This is a genomic window from Kluyvera sp. 142486, from assembly GCF_046569695.1.
In the GTDB taxonomy this organism is placed as follows: Bacteria; Pseudomonadota; Gammaproteobacteria; order Enterobacterales; family Enterobacteriaceae; genus Kluyvera.
The window spans coordinates 51,511-70,713 of sequence record NZ_JBKHUI010000012.1 but is presented as its reverse complement, the minus strand read 5'-3'; the positions used below and the strand labels follow the sequence as shown (position 1 = coordinate 70,713).

Annotated in this window: 16 protein-coding genes; 11 read left to right on the top strand and 5 right to left on the bottom strand. The window is 56.6% G+C overall.

Annotated elements, in window-relative coordinates; all coding sequences use genetic code 11:
* The first annotated feature begins 9 nt into the window (after window positions 1-9).
* The 4 genes from ACLGE8_RS14375 to flgL all read left to right on the top strand — a co-directional run bounded on the left by ACLGE8_RS14375 (window position 10) and on the right by flgL (window position 4,726).
* Window positions 10-1,107, top strand: coding sequence for a flagellar basal body P-ring protein FlgI (locus ACLGE8_RS14375; RefSeq protein ID WP_185666422.1), 1,098 nt, complete (start codon window positions 10-12; stop codon window positions 1,105-1,107).
* Entirely contained in the window at window positions 1,107-2,057 is a 951-nt protein-coding gene (flgJ, locus tag ACLGE8_RS14370) for a flagellar assembly peptidoglycan hydrolase FlgJ (protein ID WP_185666421.1), read from the top strand. Before ACLGE8_RS14375 ends, flgJ begins: the two co-directional genes overlap by 1 nt.
* Window positions 2,058-2,120: 63 nt before the next feature.
* On the top strand, window positions 2,121-3,776 hold the full coding sequence (gene flgK / locus ACLGE8_RS14365; protein ID WP_410999419.1) for a flagellar hook-associated protein FlgK: 1,656 nt from the start codon (window positions 2,121-2,123) through the stop codon (window positions 3,774-3,776).
* 14 nt (window positions 3,777-3,790) lie between these two features.
* Window positions 3,791-4,726 carry a flagellar hook-associated protein FlgL gene (flgL, locus tag ACLGE8_RS14360; RefSeq protein WP_410999417.1) on the top strand — a complete coding sequence of 312 codons (936 nt, stop codon included), beginning with the start codon at window positions 3,791-3,793 and terminating at the stop codon, window positions 4,724-4,726.
* 84 nt (window positions 4,727-4,810) lie between these two features.
* Here the strand turns inward: flgL and ACLGE8_RS14355 are convergent, their stop codons facing one another.
* Entirely contained in the window at window positions 4,811-6,025 is a 1,215-nt protein-coding gene (locus tag ACLGE8_RS14355) for an MFS transporter (RefSeq protein WP_410999415.1), read from the bottom strand.
* A gap of 112 nt (window positions 6,026-6,137) precedes the next feature.
* On the opposite strand from ACLGE8_RS14355, the gene ACLGE8_RS14350 reads away from it, so the two are divergent.
* Window positions 6,138-7,073, top strand: a complete 936-nt coding sequence (locus ACLGE8_RS14350) for a LysR family transcriptional regulator (RefSeq protein WP_410999413.1) — start codon at window positions 6,138-6,140, stop codon at window positions 7,071-7,073.
* 45 nt (window positions 7,074-7,118) lie between these two features.
* Here ACLGE8_RS14350 and rne read toward each other — a convergent pair whose 3' ends face one another.
* Window positions 7,119-10,376 carry a ribonuclease E gene (gene rne, locus ACLGE8_RS14345; protein WP_410999411.1) on the bottom strand — a complete coding sequence of 1,086 codons (3,258 nt, stop codon included), beginning with the start codon at window positions 10,374-10,376 and terminating at the stop codon, window positions 7,119-7,121.
* 656 nt (window positions 10,377-11,032) lie between these two features.
* Here rne and rluC point away from each other — a divergent pair.
* Window positions 11,033-11,995, top strand: coding sequence for a 23S rRNA pseudouridine(955/2504/2580) synthase RluC (gene rluC, locus ACLGE8_RS14340; protein ID WP_410999409.1), 963 nt, complete (start codon window positions 11,033-11,035; stop codon window positions 11,993-11,995).
* 44 nt (window positions 11,996-12,039) lie between these two features.
* On the opposite strand, the gene ACLGE8_RS14335 is transcribed toward rluC, so the two are convergent.
* The 3 genes from ACLGE8_RS14335 to ACLGE8_RS14325 all read right to left on the bottom strand — a co-directional run bounded on the left by ACLGE8_RS14335 (window position 12,040) and on the right by ACLGE8_RS14325 (window position 15,244).
* Window positions 12,040-13,275, bottom strand: a complete 1,236-nt coding sequence (locus tag ACLGE8_RS14335) for an MFS transporter (protein WP_410999407.1) — start codon at window positions 13,273-13,275, stop codon at window positions 12,040-12,042.
* 105 nt (window positions 13,276-13,380) lie between these two features.
* Window positions 13,381-14,505, bottom strand: coding sequence for a dienelactone hydrolase family protein (locus ACLGE8_RS14330; protein ID WP_410999562.1), 1,125 nt, complete (start codon window positions 14,503-14,505; stop codon window positions 13,381-13,383).
* A gap of 154 nt (window positions 14,506-14,659) precedes the next feature.
* The gene (locus ACLGE8_RS14325) at window positions 14,660-15,244 is read right to left on the bottom strand and encodes a Maf family protein (protein ID WP_410999405.1); all 585 of its coding nucleotides are present in this window, start codon (window positions 15,242-15,244) and stop codon (window positions 14,660-14,662) included.
* A gap of 142 nt (window positions 15,245-15,386) precedes the next feature.
* Between ACLGE8_RS14325 and yceD the strand changes: the two genes are divergently transcribed.
* The 5 genes from yceD to fabD all read left to right on the top strand — a co-directional run bounded on the left by yceD (window position 15,387) and on the right by fabD (window position 19,196).
* Complete coding sequence (gene yceD, locus ACLGE8_RS14320; RefSeq protein WP_185666413.1) at window positions 15,387-15,908, top strand: 23S rRNA accumulation protein YceD; 522 nt, start codon at window positions 15,387-15,389, stop codon at window positions 15,906-15,908.
* A gap of 16 nt (window positions 15,909-15,924) precedes the next feature.
* Complete coding sequence (gene rpmF, locus ACLGE8_RS14315) at window positions 15,925-16,098, top strand: 50S ribosomal protein L32 (protein WP_003036242.1); 174 nt, start codon at window positions 15,925-15,927, stop codon at window positions 16,096-16,098.
* Window positions 16,099-16,177: 79 nt separating this feature from the next.
* Window positions 16,178-17,236: a phosphate acyltransferase PlsX gene (gene plsX, locus ACLGE8_RS14310; protein WP_410999402.1), complete on the top strand. Its 1,059-nt coding sequence runs from the start codon at window positions 16,178-16,180 to the stop codon at window positions 17,234-17,236.
* A 59-nt stretch (window positions 17,237-17,295) separates the two neighbouring features.
* A complete protein-coding gene (locus tag ACLGE8_RS14305; protein ID WP_185666411.1) occupies window positions 17,296-18,249 on the top strand; it encodes a beta-ketoacyl-ACP synthase III in 954 nt (317 codons plus the stop codon).
* 17 nt (window positions 18,250-18,266) lie between these two features.
* Window positions 18,267-19,196 carry an ACP S-malonyltransferase gene (fabD, locus tag ACLGE8_RS14300; RefSeq protein WP_410999399.1) on the top strand — a complete coding sequence of 310 codons (930 nt, stop codon included), beginning with the start codon at window positions 18,267-18,269 and terminating at the stop codon, window positions 19,194-19,196.
* Window positions 19,197-19,203 lie beyond the last annotated feature (7 nt).

The following is a 19,203-nucleotide window of genomic DNA, read 5'->3' as shown; positions in this document are numbered from 1 at the left end:
AGGTGAACCATGTTTAAAACTCTGCTAACCCTGACGCTGGTGCTGATGACCAGCCTCGCGCATGCCGAACGCATCCGCGATCTCACCAGCGTGCAGGGGGTGAGGGAAAACTCGCTGATTGGCTATGGTCTGGTGGTAGGCCTTGATGGCACGGGTGACCAGACGACGCAAACGCCGTTTACCACCCAGAGCCTTAACAACATGCTCTCTCAGTTAGGGATCACCGTGCCAGCGGGCACCAATATGCAGCTGAAAAACGTGGCGGCGGTGATGGTCACTGCGCAGCTTCCGGCATTTGGCCGTCAGGGGCAGAACATCGACGTGGTGGTCTCTTCAATGGGTAACGCCAAAAGCCTGCGCGGCGGTACGCTGCTGATGACCCCGCTGAAAGGCGTGGACAGTCAGGTGTATGCGCTGGCGCAGGGCAACATTCTGGTGGGCGGTGCAGGTGCGGCCGCTGGTGGCAGCAGCGTGCAGGTGAACCAGCTGAACGGCGGGCGTATTACCGGTGGGGCGACCATCGAACGCGAACTGCCAACGCAGTTTGGCGCAGGTAACACCATCAATCTGCAGCTGAACGACGATGACTTCACCATGGCGCAGCAGATTGCCGACACTATCAACCGTCGCAGCAGCCTCGGTAACGCCACCGCGCTGGATGCGCGTACCGTACAGGTGCGTGCGCCGGTGGGCGGCAGCGGTCAGGTGCGTCTGTTGGCAGATATCCAGAACCTGGAAGTGGGTACCACGCCGCAGGATGCGAAGATTATTATCAACTCCCGTACCGGCTCGGTGGTGATGAACCGCGAAGTGACGTTGGATAGCTGTGCGGTGGCGCAAGGTAACCTGTCCGTTACCGTTAACCGCTCCGCGCAGGTGAACCAGCCGGATACGCCGTTTGCTGGCGGCCGTACCGTGGTCACGCCGCAAACGCAAATTGACCTTCGCCAGAGCGGCGGGTCGCTGCAGAGCATTCGCGCCAGCGCCAACCTGAACAACGTGGTGCGTGCGCTGAACGCGCTGGGAGCAACGCCAATCGATCTGATGTCGATTATCCAGGCGATGCAAAGCGCAGGCTGCCTGCGTGCCAAGGTGGAGATTGTCTAATGCTGACCGACAGCAAATTACTGGCGAGCGCCGCGTGGGACGCGCAGTCGTTGAATGAACTGAAAACCAAGGCCGGGCAGGACCCGCAGGCCAACCTGCGGCCGGTGGCGCGTCAGGTGGAAGGGATGTTCGTGCAGATGATGCTGAAAAGCATGCGTGAAACGCTGCCGAAAGATGGTCTTTTCAGCAGCGACCAGACGCGGCTTTACACCAGTATGTATGACCAACAAATCGCCCAGCAGATGACCGCAGGAAAAGGTCTGGGCCTGGCGGAAGAGATGGTCAAACAGCTGTCGACGCAGCAGCAGGAACCGGCCGACAACGTCGGCCAGGTACCGATGAAGTTCGATATGCAGACGGTCACCAGCTACCAGAACGCCGCGCTGACGCAGATGGTACGAAAAGCGCTGCCGAAGGCGCCGGACAGCAGCGATACGCCGCTCTCCGGCGACAGCAAAGACTTCCTCGCCCAGCTGTCGCTTCCGGCGCGGCTGGCGAGCGAGCAAAGCGGCATTCCTCACCACCTGATTCTGGCGCAGGCCGCGCTGGAGTCCGGCTGGGGGCAGCGGCAGATTCGCCGGGAAAACGGCGAGCCGAGCTTTAACCTGTTTGGCGTGAAGGCGTCCGGTGACTGGAAGGGCAAGGTGACGGAAATCACCACCACTGAATTTGAAAACGGCGAAGCGAAGAAGGTGAAGGCCAAATTCCGCGTCTACAGCTCGTATCTGGAAGCGCTGTCGGACTACGTGAGCCTGCTGACCCGCAACCCGCGCTATGCGGCGGTGACCTCCGCCTCAACGGCAGAGCAGGGCGCACAGGCGTTACAGAACGCTGGCTATGCAACCGACCCGCAGTATGCGCGCAAATTAACCAGCATGATTCAGCAGCTAAAAGCGATGAGCGACAAGGTTAGCAACACCTACCGTAACGACATCGAAAATCTGTTCTGATGAGCCTCAAGTTTGCCGTCCGCCATCCGATAAGTAATACCATGGTCTTAAGAAGGAGCGTTCATGTCCAGTTTAATTAACAGCGCGATGAGCGGGCTGAGCGCCGCACAGTCGGCGCTGAATACCACCAGTAACAACATCTCCAGCTATAACGTAGCGGGATACACCCGTCAGACGACGGTGCTGGCTTCTGCCAACAGCACGCTGGGCGCGGGCGGTTGGGTGGGCAATGGCGTTAATGTCTCCAGCATTCAGCGTGAGTACAACGCGTTCATCACCAATCAGCTCCGTTCTGCGCAAAACCAGAGCAGCGGTCTGGCAACGCGTTACGAGCAGGTCTCTAAGCTCGACAATATGTTCGCGAGCACGACCAATAATATCTCGACCACCCTGCAGGACTTCTTCAGCAGCCTGCAAACGTTGGTCAGCAACGCCGAAGACCCGGCGGCACGTCAGACCGTACTTGGCAAAGCCGATGGCGTCGTTAACCAGTTCAAGGTTGCCGATCAGTATCTGCGCGATCAGGACAAGCAGGTCAACCTGAGCATCACCTCGACCGTTGAGCAGATCAACAACTACACCTCGCAGATTGCCAGCCTGAACGACAAGATTTCACGTCTGACCGGCGTGGGGGCGGGGGCATCGCCAAACGATCTGCTGGATCAGCGCGATCAACTGGTGAGCGATCTGAACAAGCTGGTGGGCGTTGAGGTCAATGTCCAGGACGGCAGCACCTATAACATCACCATGGCTAACGGCTATACGCTGGTGGCGGGGACGAAGTCGAACCAGCTGGCGGCAGTACCGAGCAGTGCCGATCCAACGCGTACCACTGTGGCATATGTCGATAACGTGGCGGGCAACGTTGAGATCCCGGAAAAGCTGCTGACCACCGGGTCACTGGGCGGCATGCTGACCTTCCGCTCTCAGGATCTGGACCAGACGCGTAATAGCCTCAACCAGATGGCGATGTCATTCGCGAAAGCGTTTAACGACATTCACAGCCAGGGGTTTGATGCTAAGGGCAACCAGGGCAGCGACGAATTTTTCAAACTGGGTGACCCAAGAGCGGTAAGCAATACGAATAACAAAGGCTCATCGACCCTGAGTGTCAGTATCGACACGCCGTCTAAAGTGCAGGCAACCGACTACAAAGTCGCCTACGTCAACGGTGACTGGCAGGTGACGCGCATGTCGGACAACACCTCCGTGACGCTGGATAGCACGAGTACTGCCACGAGCCTGCAATTTGACGGTCTGACCGTCAACGTAGCGGCAGGAACGAAGCCGCTGACGGAAGGGGACAGCTTTATTGTCAAACCCGTGAGCGATGCGATCGTTAATATGAGCGTGGGGGTTAGCAGCGAATCAGAGCTTGCGGTCGCTGGCGCGAAAGACGGCGGTGAGAGTGATAACCGTAACGGCCAAAAGCTGCTGGATCTGCAAAACAGTAAAGTGGTGGGCGGCTCGAAGACCTTCAACGACGCCTATGCGTCGCTGGTGAGTACCATCGGGACGAAAACCGCCACGCTGAAGAGCAGCAACACTACGCAGGCGAGCGTGGTCACCGAATTAACTCAGCAGCAGCAGTCAATCTCCGGGGTCAACCTCGATGAAGAGTATGGCAACCTGCAGCTCTATCAACAGTATTACCTGGCCAATGCGCAGGTGCTGCAAACTGCAAGCACCATCTTCGACGCATTAATTAATATTCGCTAAGAAGAGGGACCATCATGCGCGTTAGTACCTTAATGATGTACCAGCAGAACATGAGAGGCATTACCGATTCTCAGTCTGCATGGATGAAGTACGGTGAACAGATGTCGACCGGCAAGCGGGTTAACCGCGCGTCGGACGACCCGGTGGCCGCTTCTCAGGCCGTCGTGCTGTCGCAGGCTCAGGCGCAGAACAGTCAGTATGCGAGCGCGAGAACCTTTGCCACTCAGCGTGTATCGATTGAAGAGAAAACGCTGGCTCAGGTAACGACGGCTATCCAGTCGGCACAGGAGAAGATCGTTTACGCTGGAAACGGCACGCTGAGCGATGATGACCGCGCCTCTCTGGCTACCGACCTGCAGGGCATCCGCGATCAGATACTCAACCTGGCTAACAGCACCGACGGTAACGGGCGCTATATTTTCGCCGGTTATAAAACGGATGTAGCGCCGTTTGACGATCAGGGCAACTATGTGGGTGGGACGCTCAACGTTGAGCAGCAGGTTGACTCTTCGCGCACGATGGTGATTGGTCATACCGGTAACCTCGTGTTTGACAGCGCGACCAGCAATGCTAAGCCTGATGCGGACACTAATATCTTAAAGTCGCTGGATTCAGCGATTGCCGCGCTCAAAGATCCGGTGGGCGATGACGACACCAAGAAAGACGCGGCTCAGGTAGTGATTGACCGCACCAACCGTAGCCTCAGCAACTCGCTGAACAACGTGTTGACCGTCCGCGCCGAACTGGGTACCCAGCTTAACGAACTCGATAAGCTCGATTCGCTGGGCGATGACCGTGCGCTGGCGCAAACCCAGCAGATGAGCAACCTGGTTGACGTAGACTGGAACGAAACGATTTCGAATTACACCATGCAGCAAACCGCACTACAGGCAGCGTACAAAGCGTTTACGGATATGCAGGGAATGTCGCTGTTCCAACTGAATAAATAAAACATGTAGGTTTTGACATATCTGGAAACTGGATATGTTTTTATCGCCCGCGTCACTACCCCGTCGCGGGCTTTTTTTCATCGCTTACTGCGCGTTCAGCGCGGCGTTACGCAGACGCCAGGTTTCGCTGATGCGAATGGCGAGCGCTACCAGACCGGCTACCGTCGCCAGTACGACCACGCCTTCCCAACCGGCCATCGCATAAACCTGCGTACCCAGCACTGAACCCACGGACATCCCGATAAACACCCCGGTGAACAGCAGCGCGTTCAGGCGGCCACGAGCCTGCGGCTCAAGGCTATAGACCAGGTTCTGATGCGCCACCAGGCTTGACTGCAGGCCCAGATCGAAGCCCACGGCGGAGACGGCAATCAGCGCCAGCTGCGCCATCGGCGGCAGAACCGGGAGCAGCAGCATCAGGGCGAATGAGACGCTGACCAGCAAAGCGCCCAGTTGAGTCACCTTCTCGGCACCGACTTTATCCGCCAGACCACCTGCCAGCGGTGCGGCTAATGCCCCGGCGGCACCGGCGATACCGAACCCACCTGCAACGGCGCTGCCCATGTGGTAGTGCTCGGCCAGCATCACGGCAAGGGTAGACCAGAAGGCGCTAAAGGCGATAGAGAGAAAACCCTGTGCCATGGCGGCGCGACGCAGCGTTGGGTAGCGACGCCACAGGTGCGCCATTGAAGCCATCAGCGCCGGATAGTGCAGCTCTGAGTGGGCGGTAAAGTTCGGCAGTACACGCCACAGCAGGGCACCAATCAGCGCAATGCTGACGGCGGCAGCCTGGTACATCACGCGCCAGCCAAACAGCTCGCCCACCACGCCGCTTACGGTACGCGACAGCAGGATCCCCAACAGCAGACCGGTCATCACCGTACCCACCATTTTCCCCTGCTTGCCAGCCGGAGCGAGGATCGCCGCTGCCGGGACAATATCCTGCGCCATAGTGGCCGCCATGCCGATAAGCAAACTCACTGCCAGCAGCGAGTGAAACTGCTGGGTCAGGCTGTAAACCAGCAACAGTACCGCCAGCGATAGGCTTTTCAGCAGAATGAGCATCCGGCGGTCGTAGCGGTCACCGAGCGGCAGCAGAAACAGAATCCCCAACGCGTAGCCGGCCTGGGTCAGGGTAGGAATCAGCCCCATACCTTCCACGCTCAGGTTTAAGGTTGAGCCCATCAGCGGCAGCAGCGGCTGGGCGTAATAAATGGCGGCGACGCTGAACCCAGCGCCCAGCGCGAGGATAAAAATAAGCAGGCCGTTTGCCTGTGTTGATGCGGTGTGATTGTTCATGATGTTGTTGTCCTCAACGGTGTATGAGGCGCATTTTCCGTGTCTTTGGGGTAGAGCGGTAGCCGGCAAAGTGGTAAAACAGTTATACGTTTGGCGTATAGGCAAATCGAAAATGAAAAGAAATGAGCGTATAGATCGCGTGGAGCTGATGCGGACCTTTATTCGCATTGTGGAGTCCGGTTCGCTCTCCGCTGCTGCCCGGCAGCTACAGACCACTCAGGCCACCGTCAGCCGTCGCCTGCAATCGCTGGAGGAGATGCTGGGCGCGAGGCTGCTGCAGCGCTCTACGCATGCGATGAAGCTAACCGACGACGGTGAGCGCTGCTATCAGCATGCGCGTCAGGTGGTGGAGTCCTGGCTGGCGCTGGAAGATGCGCTACAGTTTTCTGACGACCAGCCGGTGGGCACACTGCGGGTGCGTGCGCCGCATGCCTTCGGTCAGCAACAGCTGCTGATGCCGCTGGTGGGCTTTCTGGCACGCTATCCGCAGCTGTCGGTGGAGTGGATGCTGCATGATAAAGCGGTGGACTTTATCAGCGATAATATCGACTGTGCGATCCGCGTGGGGGCGGATGTTGATCCGGCAACGGTATCGGTGCTGCTGGCGGAAGTGCCGCGCTGTATCGTGGCCTCGCCCGAACTCCTTGCGCGCTATCCGGCGGTGGAAAGCCCTGACTCGCTCTCCGCGCTGCCGTGGATTGCTATCAGCACCTTCTATCAGCATGAAGTCGCGCTACGCCATACAGAGAATGACCAGACGAGGAATGTCGCGGTGGCGGCACGGCTCAGCACTGACAGCCTGTACGTAGCGAAGAACGCCGCGTTGGCACATGTAGGCGTGGCGATTGTCTCAAGCTGGACGGTGGAGGCGGAATTGGCGAGCGGGGAGCTGATTGAGCTATTGCCGCAGTGGCAAGCCGCACCGCTGCCGGTGCATCTGGTGTATCCGTGGGCGCGGTACTACCCGACGCGGCTGCGTAAGTTTCTCGACCTGATGCGGGAAGTGATGCCGCAAATTGCCGGCATGCAGCAGCCAAAAAAAGAGTAAAAAAAATCGGCCACCAGGGCCGATTTTTCATGTTACTCGCGGCGGTTATTCAACCGGCTGCGGGCGGGTTGGACCCGAGGTCGCGGTATGCGTTGCGCTGTGACCACCGGCGGAACCTTTACCGTCGAAGTCAAAGGCAGGGCGAACCCAGTCGCTGTGACGCGGCGCTTCAGGCACGTAGGTTGGTGCAGGTGCGCGAGTCATTGGTGCGGTGGCGTGATGAGCGGCAGCTGGTACTGGCTCTGCGACAACAGGCGCTTCAACAACCGGTGCCGGGGCAGCCACTGGCGCTTCAACGACCGGAGCCGCCGCGACAACTGGCGCTTCCACTTCAGGCGTTACCGCTGCTGGAGCTTCAACTACAGGCTCTGCGGCGGCTGGTTCGGCTTCCACGTTGGCTTCTTCAACCGGCGCTGCGGTTTCGGCAACCGGCTGTACCGGCGCTTCTTCAACAACGACTGGCTCTTCAGCTACCGCGTCTACAACGAGCGGAGCAGGGGCTTCTTCCTGCGCAGGCGCTGCTGCTTCAGCAACGACCGCAACAGGTTCAACCACGGCTTCTGGCTCAATCACTTCCGCAGCCTGTACCGGCGCTTCAACAGTTGCTGGTGCAACTGGCTCAGCAGCAGCGATAGGCGCTACGGTTTGCTCAACGGTTTCTGCCACGATTGGCTGTGCAATCTCTTTCTGCTCAACCGGTGCATCAGCGATGGCCTGATCCTGAACCTGTGCAACCGGGTAACGGATCCACACTTTACCGGATGCCAGTTCTGGCGACGCACAGGCGACGGTCAGTGGCATTGGTGATTGGGTCGGGTAACGCTCATCACGGTAGCGACGGCGACGCTGGCCGCTGACGCGCAGGTGACGTGGAGAACGACGGGAGCGACGTGGCATGCCGTTGTTATCACGACCTTCTGCGCTATCGTCCTGCTCGGCTTGTGCCGGAACATCAACGACGGCTGGCAGGTCAACTTTCGCCAGAGCGGTACGCGGAGCTTCTTCCTGCTGCGGTTCATCAGCAATCAGTTCACGTGCTGCAGTCTGCTCAGCGGTTTCGATACGTACTTTCTGCGACAGCTGACGCGGCTTGCGACGCGGCATGTTCTGAACGCGCTCTTCCGCTGCGGCTTCCTCGGCAATGACCGGCTGCTCTTCGCGGCTCTGCGGCTTAGCTTCCTGCGGCTGCTGACGTTTTTCGTCGTTGCGGCGGCGGTTACGTTCGCGGCGGGACTGCTGCTGCTCGTCACGGGATTTCGCTTTCTCGCTGTCGTCTACGGCAGCGACCTGACGGTTTTCACGTGCTTCACCGGTCTGCTGTGGCTTCTCACGACGGTTACGACGGTTGTCCTCGCGGCCTTCACGGTTTTCGCGCGGTTCACGGCCTTCGGCGTTTTCACCACGGTCGTTACGTTCGTTGCGATCGCCACGACGGTCGTTACGGTCACCGCGGTCATTACGGTCGCGACGGTTGTTCTGTCGCGGCTTGCGGCGTTCCTGCTGACGTTCAGGTTTGGCTTCTTGCTTCTGAGGCTGAGCTTCAACCGGCGTTTCCGGGGTACCGGCAAACAGGTTTTTCAGCGCGCCGAAGAAACGGGAGATCAGGCCTGGTGCGGCAGGTGCGGCAGCAGCGGTCGCTTTAGCCTGTGGCGCAGCGGCAACAGCAGCAGTTTTGACAGCAGTCGGCTCTGGCACTTCAGGCATCACGAAGGTTGCCAGCGCAGGCTGTTCAGGCAGCTTACGCTCAACGAACTCTTCTTCTACCGGCAGCGCCATGGCTTCTTCATGCAGCTTCGGCAGCAGGTAGCTCAGGGTGGTGGTCTCTTCACCTTTACGCACGCGCAGTACGGAGTAGTGCGGGGTTTCCATCTGATCGTTTGGCACGATGATGCAGCGAACATCGCCCTGACGGGATTCGATGGCGCTGATAGCGGCGCGCTTTTCGTTCAGCAGGTAAGAGGCAATTGGCACTGGGACAATCGCATGAACTTCTTTGGTGTTCTCTTTCAGCGCTTCTTCTTCAATCAGACGCAGAATGGAGAGCGACAGCGATTCGTTGTCACGCACGGTACCGGTGCCGGAACAGCGTGGGCAGACGTGGTGGCTGGACTCACCCAGAGAAGGGCTCAGACGCTGACGGGACATCTCCAGCAGGCCGAAACGAGAAATGTGGCTGATCTGGATACGCGCACGGTCCTGACGCACCGCTTCACGCAGACGGTTTTCTACCGCGCGCTGGTGGCGTACCGGGGTCATGTCGATAAAGTCGATAACGATCAGGCCGCCGAGGTCACGCAGACGGAGCTGACGGGCGATTTCATCGGCCGCTTCCAGGTTGGTGTTGAAGGCGGTTTCTTCGATGTCGCCGCCGCGGGTGGCACGCGCGGAGTTGATATCGATAGCGGTCAGGGCTTCGGTGCTATCGATAACGATAGAGCCGCCTGACGGCAGACGCACTTCACGCTGGAAAGCGGATTCAATCTGCGATTCGATCTGGTAGTGGCTGAACAGCGGGATTTCACCGGTGTACAGTTTGATTTTGCTGCTGAAATCCGGGCGGCCCAGTGCAGAAATGTGCTGACGCGCCATCTCCATCACTTTCGGGTTGTCGATCAGGATTTCGCCGATGTCCTGGCGCAGATAGTCGCGGAAAGCGCGAACAATCACGTTGCTTTCCTGGTGAATCAGGAACGGCGCAGGGCGGCTGTCAGCGGCTTTCTGGATAGCTTCCCAGTGCTTCAGACGGAAGCTTAAATCCCACTGCAGCGCTTCGGCGGATTTACCCACGCCAGCGGTACGTACGATTAAGCCCATGCCGTCCGGCAGCTCAAGGCTAGCCAGCGCTTCTTTCAGTTCGGTGCGATCGTCACCTTCGATGCGACGGGAGATACCGCCAGCACGTGGGTTATTCGGCATCAGCACCAGGTAGCTGCCCGCAAGGCTGATAAAGGTGGTCAGTGCAGCGCCTTTGTTGCCGCGCTCTTCTTTATCAATCTGAACGATAACTTCCTGACCTTCGCGCAGGACGTCTTTGATGTTCGGACGGCCATGAGCGTTGTAATTAGCAGGGAAGTATTCGCGAGCGATTTCTTTGAGGGGGAGGAAACCATGACGTTCGGCGCCGTAATCAACAAATGCGGCCTCGAGACTTGGTTCAATACGGGTAATTTTGCCTTTGTAGATGTTCGCTTTTTTCTGTTCGTGTCCTGGGCTTTCAATATCCAGATCGTACAGACGCTGCCCATCAACGAGGGCGACACGCAACTCTTCCTGCTGAGTTGCGTTGATTAACATTCTTTTCATCGTAACTTACTCATTATTCTTACATTGACGACTAAGCTGCGAGCAGAGTGTTGCCTTTCCGGGGTAAACCGATGGCCTCGTGACTATTCACGTCGCCAACCTCACGGTTGTCGCTCGCTTAAGAGGCGCAGAGTGTCGGTAGCCTGTGTTTCAAGCGGAAACACAGCGCAATTATTTGGGGAACAGCCTGGGATAACTCTCCAGAGAAGATTCCATTTATACTCGTTATCTTTCAGAAGGTAGAGGTCTGCACGGATGTTTCCCGTTGCGTTTTCTGTCTGCCATCTAAAATTCATACAGTATATGTACCGGTAAGGACTGCAACTCGCAGCCCGCTAACTGTCTGAACGATCAATACGTCTTACGCCATTGCTGCGTGGATGATCGGACGGACAAAACTGGTCATTCCGTAAATATCCTTGTTATTCCAGGTTCAACACGGAAAACAGATTCATTATTCCTTGCTAACCTGGTTATAGCAAGATGACTTTCACCTTTTATCACCCGGTTACTCACAGTTTTTTCACCTGTCCGATGAGATTGTTCTAATAACAAACAACTCATGGGGTGAAGCAACGTCAGAAATGGGTAATGATAAATATAAGCATAGAAAAATGAGTGGCGCTATTGAGCCGGGATATTTAGAATCGCGCACCATGAAAACTGAGACTCCGACCGTAAAAATGATTGCCATTAGCGCTGATGAAGCCGGGCAACGAATTGACAACTTTTTGCGCACCCAGCTGAAGGGCGTGCCGAAGAGCATGATTTACCGCATCCTGCGTAAGGGTGAAGTGCGGGTAAACAAAAAACGCATCAAACCAGAATATAAGCTGGAAGCCGGTGATGAAGTGCGTGTCCCACCGGTACGCGTCGCCGAACGTGAAGAAGAGGCGGTGTCGCCGCATCTGCAAAAAGTGGCGGCGCTAAGCGACGTGATCCTCTATGAAGACGATCATATCCTCGTGCTGAACAAGCCTTCTGGTACCGCCGTGCACGGTGGCAGCGGCCTGAGCTTTGGCGTGATTGAAGGGCTGCGTGCTCTGCGCCCGGAAGCCCGCTTCCTTGAGCTGGTGCACCGCCTGGACCGCGATACCTCCGGCGTCCTGCTGGTGGCGAAGAAGCGTTCAGCGCTGCGTTCGCTGCACGAACAGCTGCGCGAGAAGGGGATGCAAAAAGATTACCTGGCGCTGGTGCGCGGGCAGTGGCAGTCCCACGTTAAAGTGGTGCAGGCACCGCTGCTGAAAAATATTCTGCAAAGCGGCGAACGTATCGTGCGTGTGAGCCAGGAAGGGAAGCCGTCTGAAACCCGCTTTAAGGTGGAAGAGCGTTACACCCACGCCACGCTGGTGCGCTGCAGCCCGGTGACCGGACGTACGCACCAGATCCGCGTACACACGCTGCATGCCGGTCACCCGATTGCCTTTGATGACCGCTATGGTGACCGCGAGTTTGATAAACAGCTCGCAGGCACTGGTCTGAACCGTCTGTTCCTGCATGCTGCCGCACTGAAGTTTACTCACCCGGGTACCGGTGAGGTGCTGCGTATTGAAGCGCCGCTGGATGACCAGCTCAAGCGCTGCCTGCAGGTGCTGCGTAATCAAAGCAAGCAGCAGTAACAGGCTGTTATAAAGTAAAAAGCGGGCTCTGATAGCCCGCTTTTTTATGCCATATCGCAGACGCGAACGGCGACGCTTTTTTCTTTAATCGGCAGATTCACCAGCGCGGCCAGCAGCGCCAGCGCAATATCCGCGAACCACACCCACGTAAGATTCCCTTCGTACTGCATCGCCACGCCGCCCAGCCAGGCACCGAAAAAGGCGCCAATCTGGTGGGTAAACAGCGTGAAGCCAAACAGCGTTGCCAGATAGCGGGTACCGAAGAGCTTGCCGATGATGCCCGCCGTCGGCGGCACGGTAGCAAGCCAGGTAAAGCCGATTGCGCAGGCGAAGAGATAAAAGGCCGCTTCTGATTTCGAGGAAACCAGGAATAGCGCAATCATCACCGCACGGGAGGCATACAACACCGCTAGAATGTACTTCATCGGATAACGCTTGCCGAGAAAGCCCGCCATGATGCTGCCCGCAATGTTGCATAAGCCAATCAGCGACAGGCTGACAGCCGGAACGGTGGCATCGTGTCCGCAGAGCGCGGCTTCAGATGGCAGATGGGTGGTCAGAAATGCGACGTGAAAACCGCAGGTGAGAAAACCTGCGTGCAGCAACAGATAGCTTGGGTTACGAAAGGCGAGGGCGATCTGCTGCTTAAGCCCAGGGTCGGCCGACGATGACGCAGGCGCATGTGCCAACTGGCGTTTATCACCACGGCACAGCATCCAGGACGGAAAGATGGTTGCAAGGGCGGCAATCGCCAGAAACACCAGCCCGGAGGCCATGCCGCGCAGGCCGATAATCAACTGCACCAGTGGGGCAAAGATAAACTGTCCAACCGAACCACCGGCGTTGATTAGGCCGCTTGCCATGGAACCCTTATCGGTAGGCAGTCGGCTAGCAACTACCCCAATCAGTACCGAGAAGCTGCCCGCAGCGGCGCCTGCTGGGCTGAGCAGACCTTGCGCCAGGGTTAAGGGCAGAAACGACGCAGCCCACAGTGTGCCAAGCTGACCCAGCGCAATCATCAGCGCGCCAAGCACCAGTACGCTGAACGCGCCGCGTTTATCCGCCCAAGCGCCAAACAGCGGCTGGAACGCCCCCCACATCAATTGGCCAATCGCCAGCGCCATGCTGATTTCGGCGATGCTCATCGACGTTTCCATCACGATAGGGTGCACAAATAGCCCCACAGTCTGACGGATACCCATCGTGATCATCAGGATCACGCTGGCGAGAGTGATTGGAAGCCAAAGCGAGGCAGAAGGTTGTGAAGATGGGGCGCTCACGGAGCACTCCTTGGGTCAGGAAAAAGAGTGGCGAGAGAGTACTGAGTCCGACCAGAAAAAGCTATGCCCCCAAGCCCGTTATTGTGTCGGATTGAGGGCGAGGGGTTAAGGTTTAAGCCATTTATCCAGCCACGGGAACACTTCCTCCTGCTGTTGCTGGTAAAAGACGTGACCTAACGCTGGCCAGGTTTTGGTTACCAGCATGTTGTCGGCTTTTTGCGAAGACCAGACGCGGTGCACTTTAGCGAAGGCATCGTTGACTGCACTGGCGGGGAAAAGCTTGTCTTGTCCGCCGCTAAAAATCAGCATCGGTTTCGGTGCAGCAAGGCTGGCAATATCCGGAATATCCATTTTGGCCGCCATGCCCGGATGCAGCATGTAAAAGGCCGACTGGCCGCGAAGCACGTTGTTGCCAGGGGTCATCAGGCCGTTATAGGTACCGAACCAGGAGATAACCGCCGTGGCGGCGACCTTATCGGACAGCGCCGCTAGCTGCCAGGCGCGATAGCCGCCCATTGAGAAGCCGAGCACGCCGATACGCTGGCTATCGACCTCTTTAAGCGAGGTGAGAAAGTCTACGGTGCGCATATCTTCATACGCCACTTCACCTGCCAGAGAGCGTCCCAGATTAAAGTAGTTACTGGCTAGTGCCTGCTGTTGCTCGTAAACCATGGGTCCGCGATCGCCCCAGCCGGGGCTATCGATGGCGATAACCACATAGCCACGCTTTGCCAGCTCATCGCCGATAAAACGCCCGCTGAAGAACTTATCGGCCCAGGCTTGAGCACTGGCAAGCTGTTCGGCGTTTCCCCACGGGCGGATGAGTTTCTCTTTACCGATATCGAATTTCGAACCGTGATCGTGGAGCAGGACGATTGCCGGATGTGGGCCGGGGGACTTTGGCGTCAGCATCAGCGCAGCGATGCGGTTATCGTCGGTGATGTTAAGTGAGAGTTTTTCGGCGGTGTAGCTGCCTCGGTCTTCGCGGGCGACGTTCTGTGCGTCGAAGGGTTTGGTAGCATCAGGAGTGAGAAGCGACTGACGAAATAACTGACGGGCATGCTGTTGCCACGTTTTAAAATCAGAATAGTGCCCAGAAAGCCATGAATCCGGGTACTGCATCTGGCTTTTCATCTGTTGCCAACTGGCGGGAAGGTTGCCTTCGACAATGCCCTGATGCTGCCAATCATCAGCGGCATAGGCCTGCGATGCGATCAGCATTGCCAGCATAAATAACAGTTTAGGGGTACCACGCATTCTCTCTCCTTAAATTAAAACATTGTTTCAATGTGGAGTATGGATTGTAATGGCGGTGAAAAAATAAACTGTGATCGTGGGTGGGAAATCCCGGCGTCGCTGCGCTAGGCCGGGCTAGGGGAATGCACTAATCCGCCAGCGGGTTAAAGCTCTCCCGACGCAGCATTTTGCACAGCGCAATGAGTGGTAAACCAATCAGCGTGTTCGGGTCACGTCCTTCAAGGCGGTCAAATAATGCGATCCCCAACCCTTCGCTTTTAAAGCTGCCGGCGCAGTTGAGCGGGTTTTCTTTACGGATATAAGCGTTGATTTCTTGCTCATTTAAATGGCGGAAATGGACGTCGAACGGTTCACATTCCGTTTGTAGCTGACCATTAGCAGAATTATACAGCGCCAACCCGGTATAAAATGTCACCACATTTCCACTGGCTTTTTTTAATTGCTGGCGAGCATTCTCTTCGGTGTGCGGTTTGCCGGTGATGTCACCATCCAGTAAACAGACCTGATCTGAGCCAATAATCAGATGGTTAGGGAAACGCGCGGCCAGCGCCTGAGCCTTGGCCTGAGCCAGTCGCAGCACCAGGCTGCGTGGGGTTTCGCCCGGTAACGGCAGTTCATCAACCTCGGGCGCGGCGCACTCAAAGGGCAGACCGAGTTTCTCGAGAAGCTGTTTGCGATAGGGAGAGGTTGAAGCAAGAATCAATTCAGGCATAATTTTTTAAATAGACGGTAGCGAATTAGATTCCGACATTTTAAACTATAGGCCGCAATGTGTGCGAATTATTGGCAAAAGGCAACCTGAGGCTGCCTTTTTCTTTGACTCTATGACGTTACAAAGTTAATATGCGCGCCCTATGCAAAAGGTAAAATTACCCCTGACTCTCGATCCGGTTCGTACGGCTCAAAAACGCCTTGATTACCAGGGTATCTATACCCCCGATCAGGCGGAGCGCGTCGCCGCGTCCGTAGTCAGTGTGGACAGTGATGTAGAATGCGAAATGTCCTTCGATATCGATAACCAACGCCTCGCGGTTCTGACCGGTGATGCGAAGGTGACGGTATCGTTAGAATGTCAGCGTTGCGGTAAACCGTTTACTCATCATGTCTACACAAAGTATTGTTTCAGCCCGGTCAAAAATGATGATCAGGTTGAGGCACTCCCGGAAGCGTATGAGCCGATTGAGGTTAACGAATTCGGCGAAATCGATCTGCTGGCGTTGGTTGAAGATGAAATCATCCTCGCCTTGCCGGTGGTTCCGGTGCATGATTCTGAACACTGTGAAGTGTCCGAGGCGGACATGGTCTTTGGTGAATTGCCTGAAGAGGCACAGAAGCCAAACCCATTTGCCGTATTAGCCAGCTTAAAGCAAAAGTAATTGAGGAGTAAGGTCCATGGCCGTACAACAGAATAAACCAACCCGTTCCAAACGTGGCATGCGTCGTTCCCATGACGCTCTGACCGCAGTCACCAGCCTGTCTGTAGACAAAACTTCTGGTGAACAACACCTGCGTCACCACATCACTGCCGACGGTTTCTACCGTGGCCGTAAGGTAATCGCTAAGTAATCACGCGAAAGCGTGGTTAAGCTTAGTGAGGCTTTCCCCGCGTAAGCGGGGATAAACCAAACCAAGCGGCGACGATACCTTGACACGTCTAACCCTGGCGTTAGATGTCATGGGGGGCGATTTTGGCACTTCCGTGACAGTGCCTGCAGCATTGCAGGCACTGAGTTCTAATCCGCAACTCTCACTTCTTTTAGTCGGTAATCCCGACGACATTACGCCATTACTTGCCAAAGCTGACTTTGAACAACGTTCACGTTTGCAGATTATCCCTGCCCAGTCGGTTATTGCCAGTGATGAACGGCCCTCGCATGCTATCCGCCATAGCCGCGGTAGCTCAATGCGCGTGGCGCTTGAGATGGTGAAGGAAGGGCGGGCCGAAGCCTGTGTCAGCGCCGGGAACACTGGTGCGCTGATGGGGCTGGCAAAATTATTGATCAAGCCCATTCAGGGTATTGAGCGCCCGGCGCTGGTGACGGTTCTGCCGCATCAGCAAAAGGGCAAAACGGTGGTGCTGGATCTCGGTGCCAACGTGGATTGCGACAGTAACATGCTGGTGCAGTTTGCCGTCATGGGTTCGGTCATGGCCGAAGACGTGTTGGGCATTGAAAACCCGCGCGTTGCGCTACTGAACATCGGTGAAGAAGAGATTAAGGGTCATGATAGTATTCGTGATGCCTCATTAGTGTTAAAAACAATCTCTTCCCTCAACTATATCGGCTATCTTGAAGCCAATGAACTGTTGACGGGAAAAACCGATGTGCTGGTTTGCGATGGTTTCACAGGTAACGTCACCTTAAAGACGATGGAAGGGGTTGTCAGAGTCTTCCTCTCGCTGCTGAAATCGCAGAGCGAAGGGAAAAAACGGTCGTGGTGGCTGCTTTTATTAAAGCGTTGGTTACAAAAAAGCCTGACAAGGCGATTCAGTCACCTCAACCCCGACCAGTATAATGGCGCCTGTCTGTTAGGATTGCGCGGCACGGTGATTAAGAGTCATGGTGCAGCCAATCAGCGAGCCTTTGCGATCGCTATAGAACAGGCAGTGCAGGCGGTGCAGCGACAAGTCCCTCAGCGAATTGCCGCTCGCCTGGAATCCGTATACCCCGCAGGGTTCGACACTCTGGAAGCTGGCAACCGATAGCGCCAGCGCCCCGATGGTTGAATAGGGCGGCTATATTAGCGAAAAGTGACTGAGCGTACATGTATACGAAGATTATTGGTACCGGCAGCTATCTGCCTGAGCAAGTGCGGACTAACGCCGATCTGGAAAAAATGGTTGATACGTCTGACGAGTGGATTGTCACCCGTACAGGTATCCGTGAGCGCCGTATTGCTGGCCCTGATGAAAACGTGTCTACGCTGGGTTACGAAGCGGCAAAACGCGCGCTGGAAATGGCGGGCATTGAAGCCAGCGAACTGGGGCTGATTGTAGTTGCAACCACTTCTGCTACCCACGCTTTCCCAAGCGCGGCCTGTCAGATTCAGGAAATGCTGGGCGTGAAAGGCGCACCAGCATTCGACGTCGCTGCGGCGTGCGCAGGTTTCACCTACGCGTTGAGCGTGGCCGATCTGTACGTCAAAACCGGTGCAGTGAAATATGCGCTGGTGGTAGGTGCTGATACGCTGGCACGTACCTGTGATCCAACCGATCGCGGCACGATCATTATCTTCGGTGACGGCGCGGGCGCCGTGGTGCTTGGCGCATCTGAAGAGCCGGGCATTATCTCTACCCATCTACATGCAGACGGGAGCTACGGTAAGCTGCTGACGCTGCCGAACGCCGATCGCGTTAACCCAGAAAACTCCATCCATCTGACGATGGCGGGTAACGAAGTCTTTAAAGTCGCGGTAACTGAATTGGCGCACATCGTTGATGAAACGCTGGCGGCTAATAACCTCGACCGTTCTGAACTGGACTGGCTGGTGCCGCACCAGGCGAACTTACGTATTATCAGCGCGACGGCGAAGAAGCTCGGCATGTCGATGGACAACGTCGTAGTCACTCTCGACCGTCACGGCAACACCTCCGCTGCTTCCGTGCCGTGTGCCTTTGACGAAGCGGTACGCGACGGTCGCATTAAACGCGGTCAACTGGTGCTGCTCGAGGCCTTCGGTGGCGGGTTCACCTGGGGTTCTGCGCTGGTTCGTTTCTAAGTATAAGGATTATAAACATGACGCAATTCGCTTTCGTGTTCCCGGGTCAGGGTTCACAGGCGGTAGGCATGCTGTCTGAACTGGCAGCAACCTATCCGGTTATTGAAGAAACTTTTCATGAAGCTTCCGCAGCGCTGGGCTACGATTTATGGGCGCTGACCCAACAGGGGCCAGCTGAAGAGCTGAACAAAACCTGGCAGACCCAGCCGGCGCTGCTGACCGCTTCCGTTGCCCTGTATCGTCTGTGGCAGCAGCAGGGCGGTAAAGCACCAACTCTGATGGCCGGTCACAGCCTGGGTGAATACTCTGCGCTGGTTTGCGCGGGCGTTATCGCTTTCGCTGACGCGGTGCGTCTGGTTGAACTGCGCGGCAAATTTATGCAGGAAGCGGTACCGGAAGGCACCGGCGGCATGTCCGCCATCATCGGTCTTGACGATGCGTCTATCGCCAAAGCGTGCGAAGAGTCTGCTGAAGGCCAGGTGGTTTCTCCGGTTAACTTCAATTCGCCAGGCCAGGTGGTTATCGCCGGTCACAAAGAAGCGGTTGAACGTGCGGGTGCCGCCTGTAAAGCAGCGGGCGCTAAGCGTGCACTGCCGCTGCCGGTCAGCGTGCCATCCCACTGTGCGCTGATGAAGCCTGCAGCCGAGAAGCTGGCCGTAGAACTGCAGAAAATTACCTTTAACGCGCCGACCGTTCCGGTTGTGAACAACGTTGACGTGAAGTGCGAAACCAATGCCGACGCGATTCGCGACGCACTGGTTCGCCAGCTGTACAGCCCGGTTCAGTGGACCAAAACCGTTGAGTTTATGGCATCCCAGGGCGTAGAGCATCTGTATGAAGTTGGTCCGGGTAAAGTCCTCACCGGTCTGACCAAACGTATTGTAGATACCCTGACTGCATCGGCCATTAACGAGCCGGCTGCCCTGTCAGCGGCACTTGCGCAATAAAGAGGAA

Bases quoted from the DNA above. Each gene is read 5' to 3' on its own strand.
- flgJ (WP_185666421.1), top strand. From the start codon at position 1,107: ATGCTGACCGACAGCAAATTACTGGCGAGCGCCGCGTGGGACGCGCAG.
- ACLGE8_RS14350 (WP_410999413.1), top strand. From the start codon at position 6,138: ATGAAAAGAAATGAGCGTATAGATCGCGTGGAGCTGATGCGGACCTTT.
- ACLGE8_RS14330 (WP_410999562.1), bottom strand. From the start codon at position 14,505: ATGCTGGCAATGCTGATCGCATCGCAGGCCTATGCCGCTGATGATTGG.
- rne (WP_410999411.1), bottom strand. From the start codon at position 10,376: ATGAAAAGAATGTTAATCAACGCAACTCAGCAGGAAGAGTTGCGTGTC.
- flgL (WP_410999417.1), top strand. From the start codon at position 3,791: ATGCGCGTTAGTACCTTAATGATGTACCAGCAGAACATGAGAGGCATT.
- rpmF (WP_003036242.1), top strand. From the start codon at position 15,925: ATGGCCGTACAACAGAATAAACCAACCCGTTCCAAACGTGGCATGCGT.
- yceD (WP_185666413.1), top strand. From the start codon at position 15,387: ATGCAAAAGGTAAAATTACCCCTGACTCTCGATCCGGTTCGTACGGCT.
- ACLGE8_RS14375 (WP_185666422.1), top strand. From the start codon at position 10: ATGTTTAAAACTCTGCTAACCCTGACGCTGGTGCTGATGACCAGCCTC.
- ACLGE8_RS14305 (WP_185666411.1), top strand. From the start codon at position 17,296: ATGTATACGAAGATTATTGGTACCGGCAGCTATCTGCCTGAGCAAGTG.
- fabD (WP_410999399.1), top strand. From the start codon at position 18,267: ATGACGCAATTCGCTTTCGTGTTCCCGGGTCAGGGTTCACAGGCGGTA.
- flgK (WP_410999419.1), top strand. From the start codon at position 2,121: ATGTCCAGTTTAATTAACAGCGCGATGAGCGGGCTGAGCGCCGCACAG.
- rluC (WP_410999409.1), top strand. From the start codon at position 11,033: ATGAAAACTGAGACTCCGACCGTAAAAATGATTGCCATTAGCGCTGAT.
- ACLGE8_RS14355 (WP_410999415.1), bottom strand. From the start codon at position 6,025: ATGAACAATCACACCGCATCAACACAGGCAAACGGCCTGCTTATTTTT.
- ACLGE8_RS14325 (WP_410999405.1), bottom strand. From the start codon at position 15,244: ATGCCTGAATTGATTCTTGCTTCAACCTCTCCCTATCGCAAACAGCTT.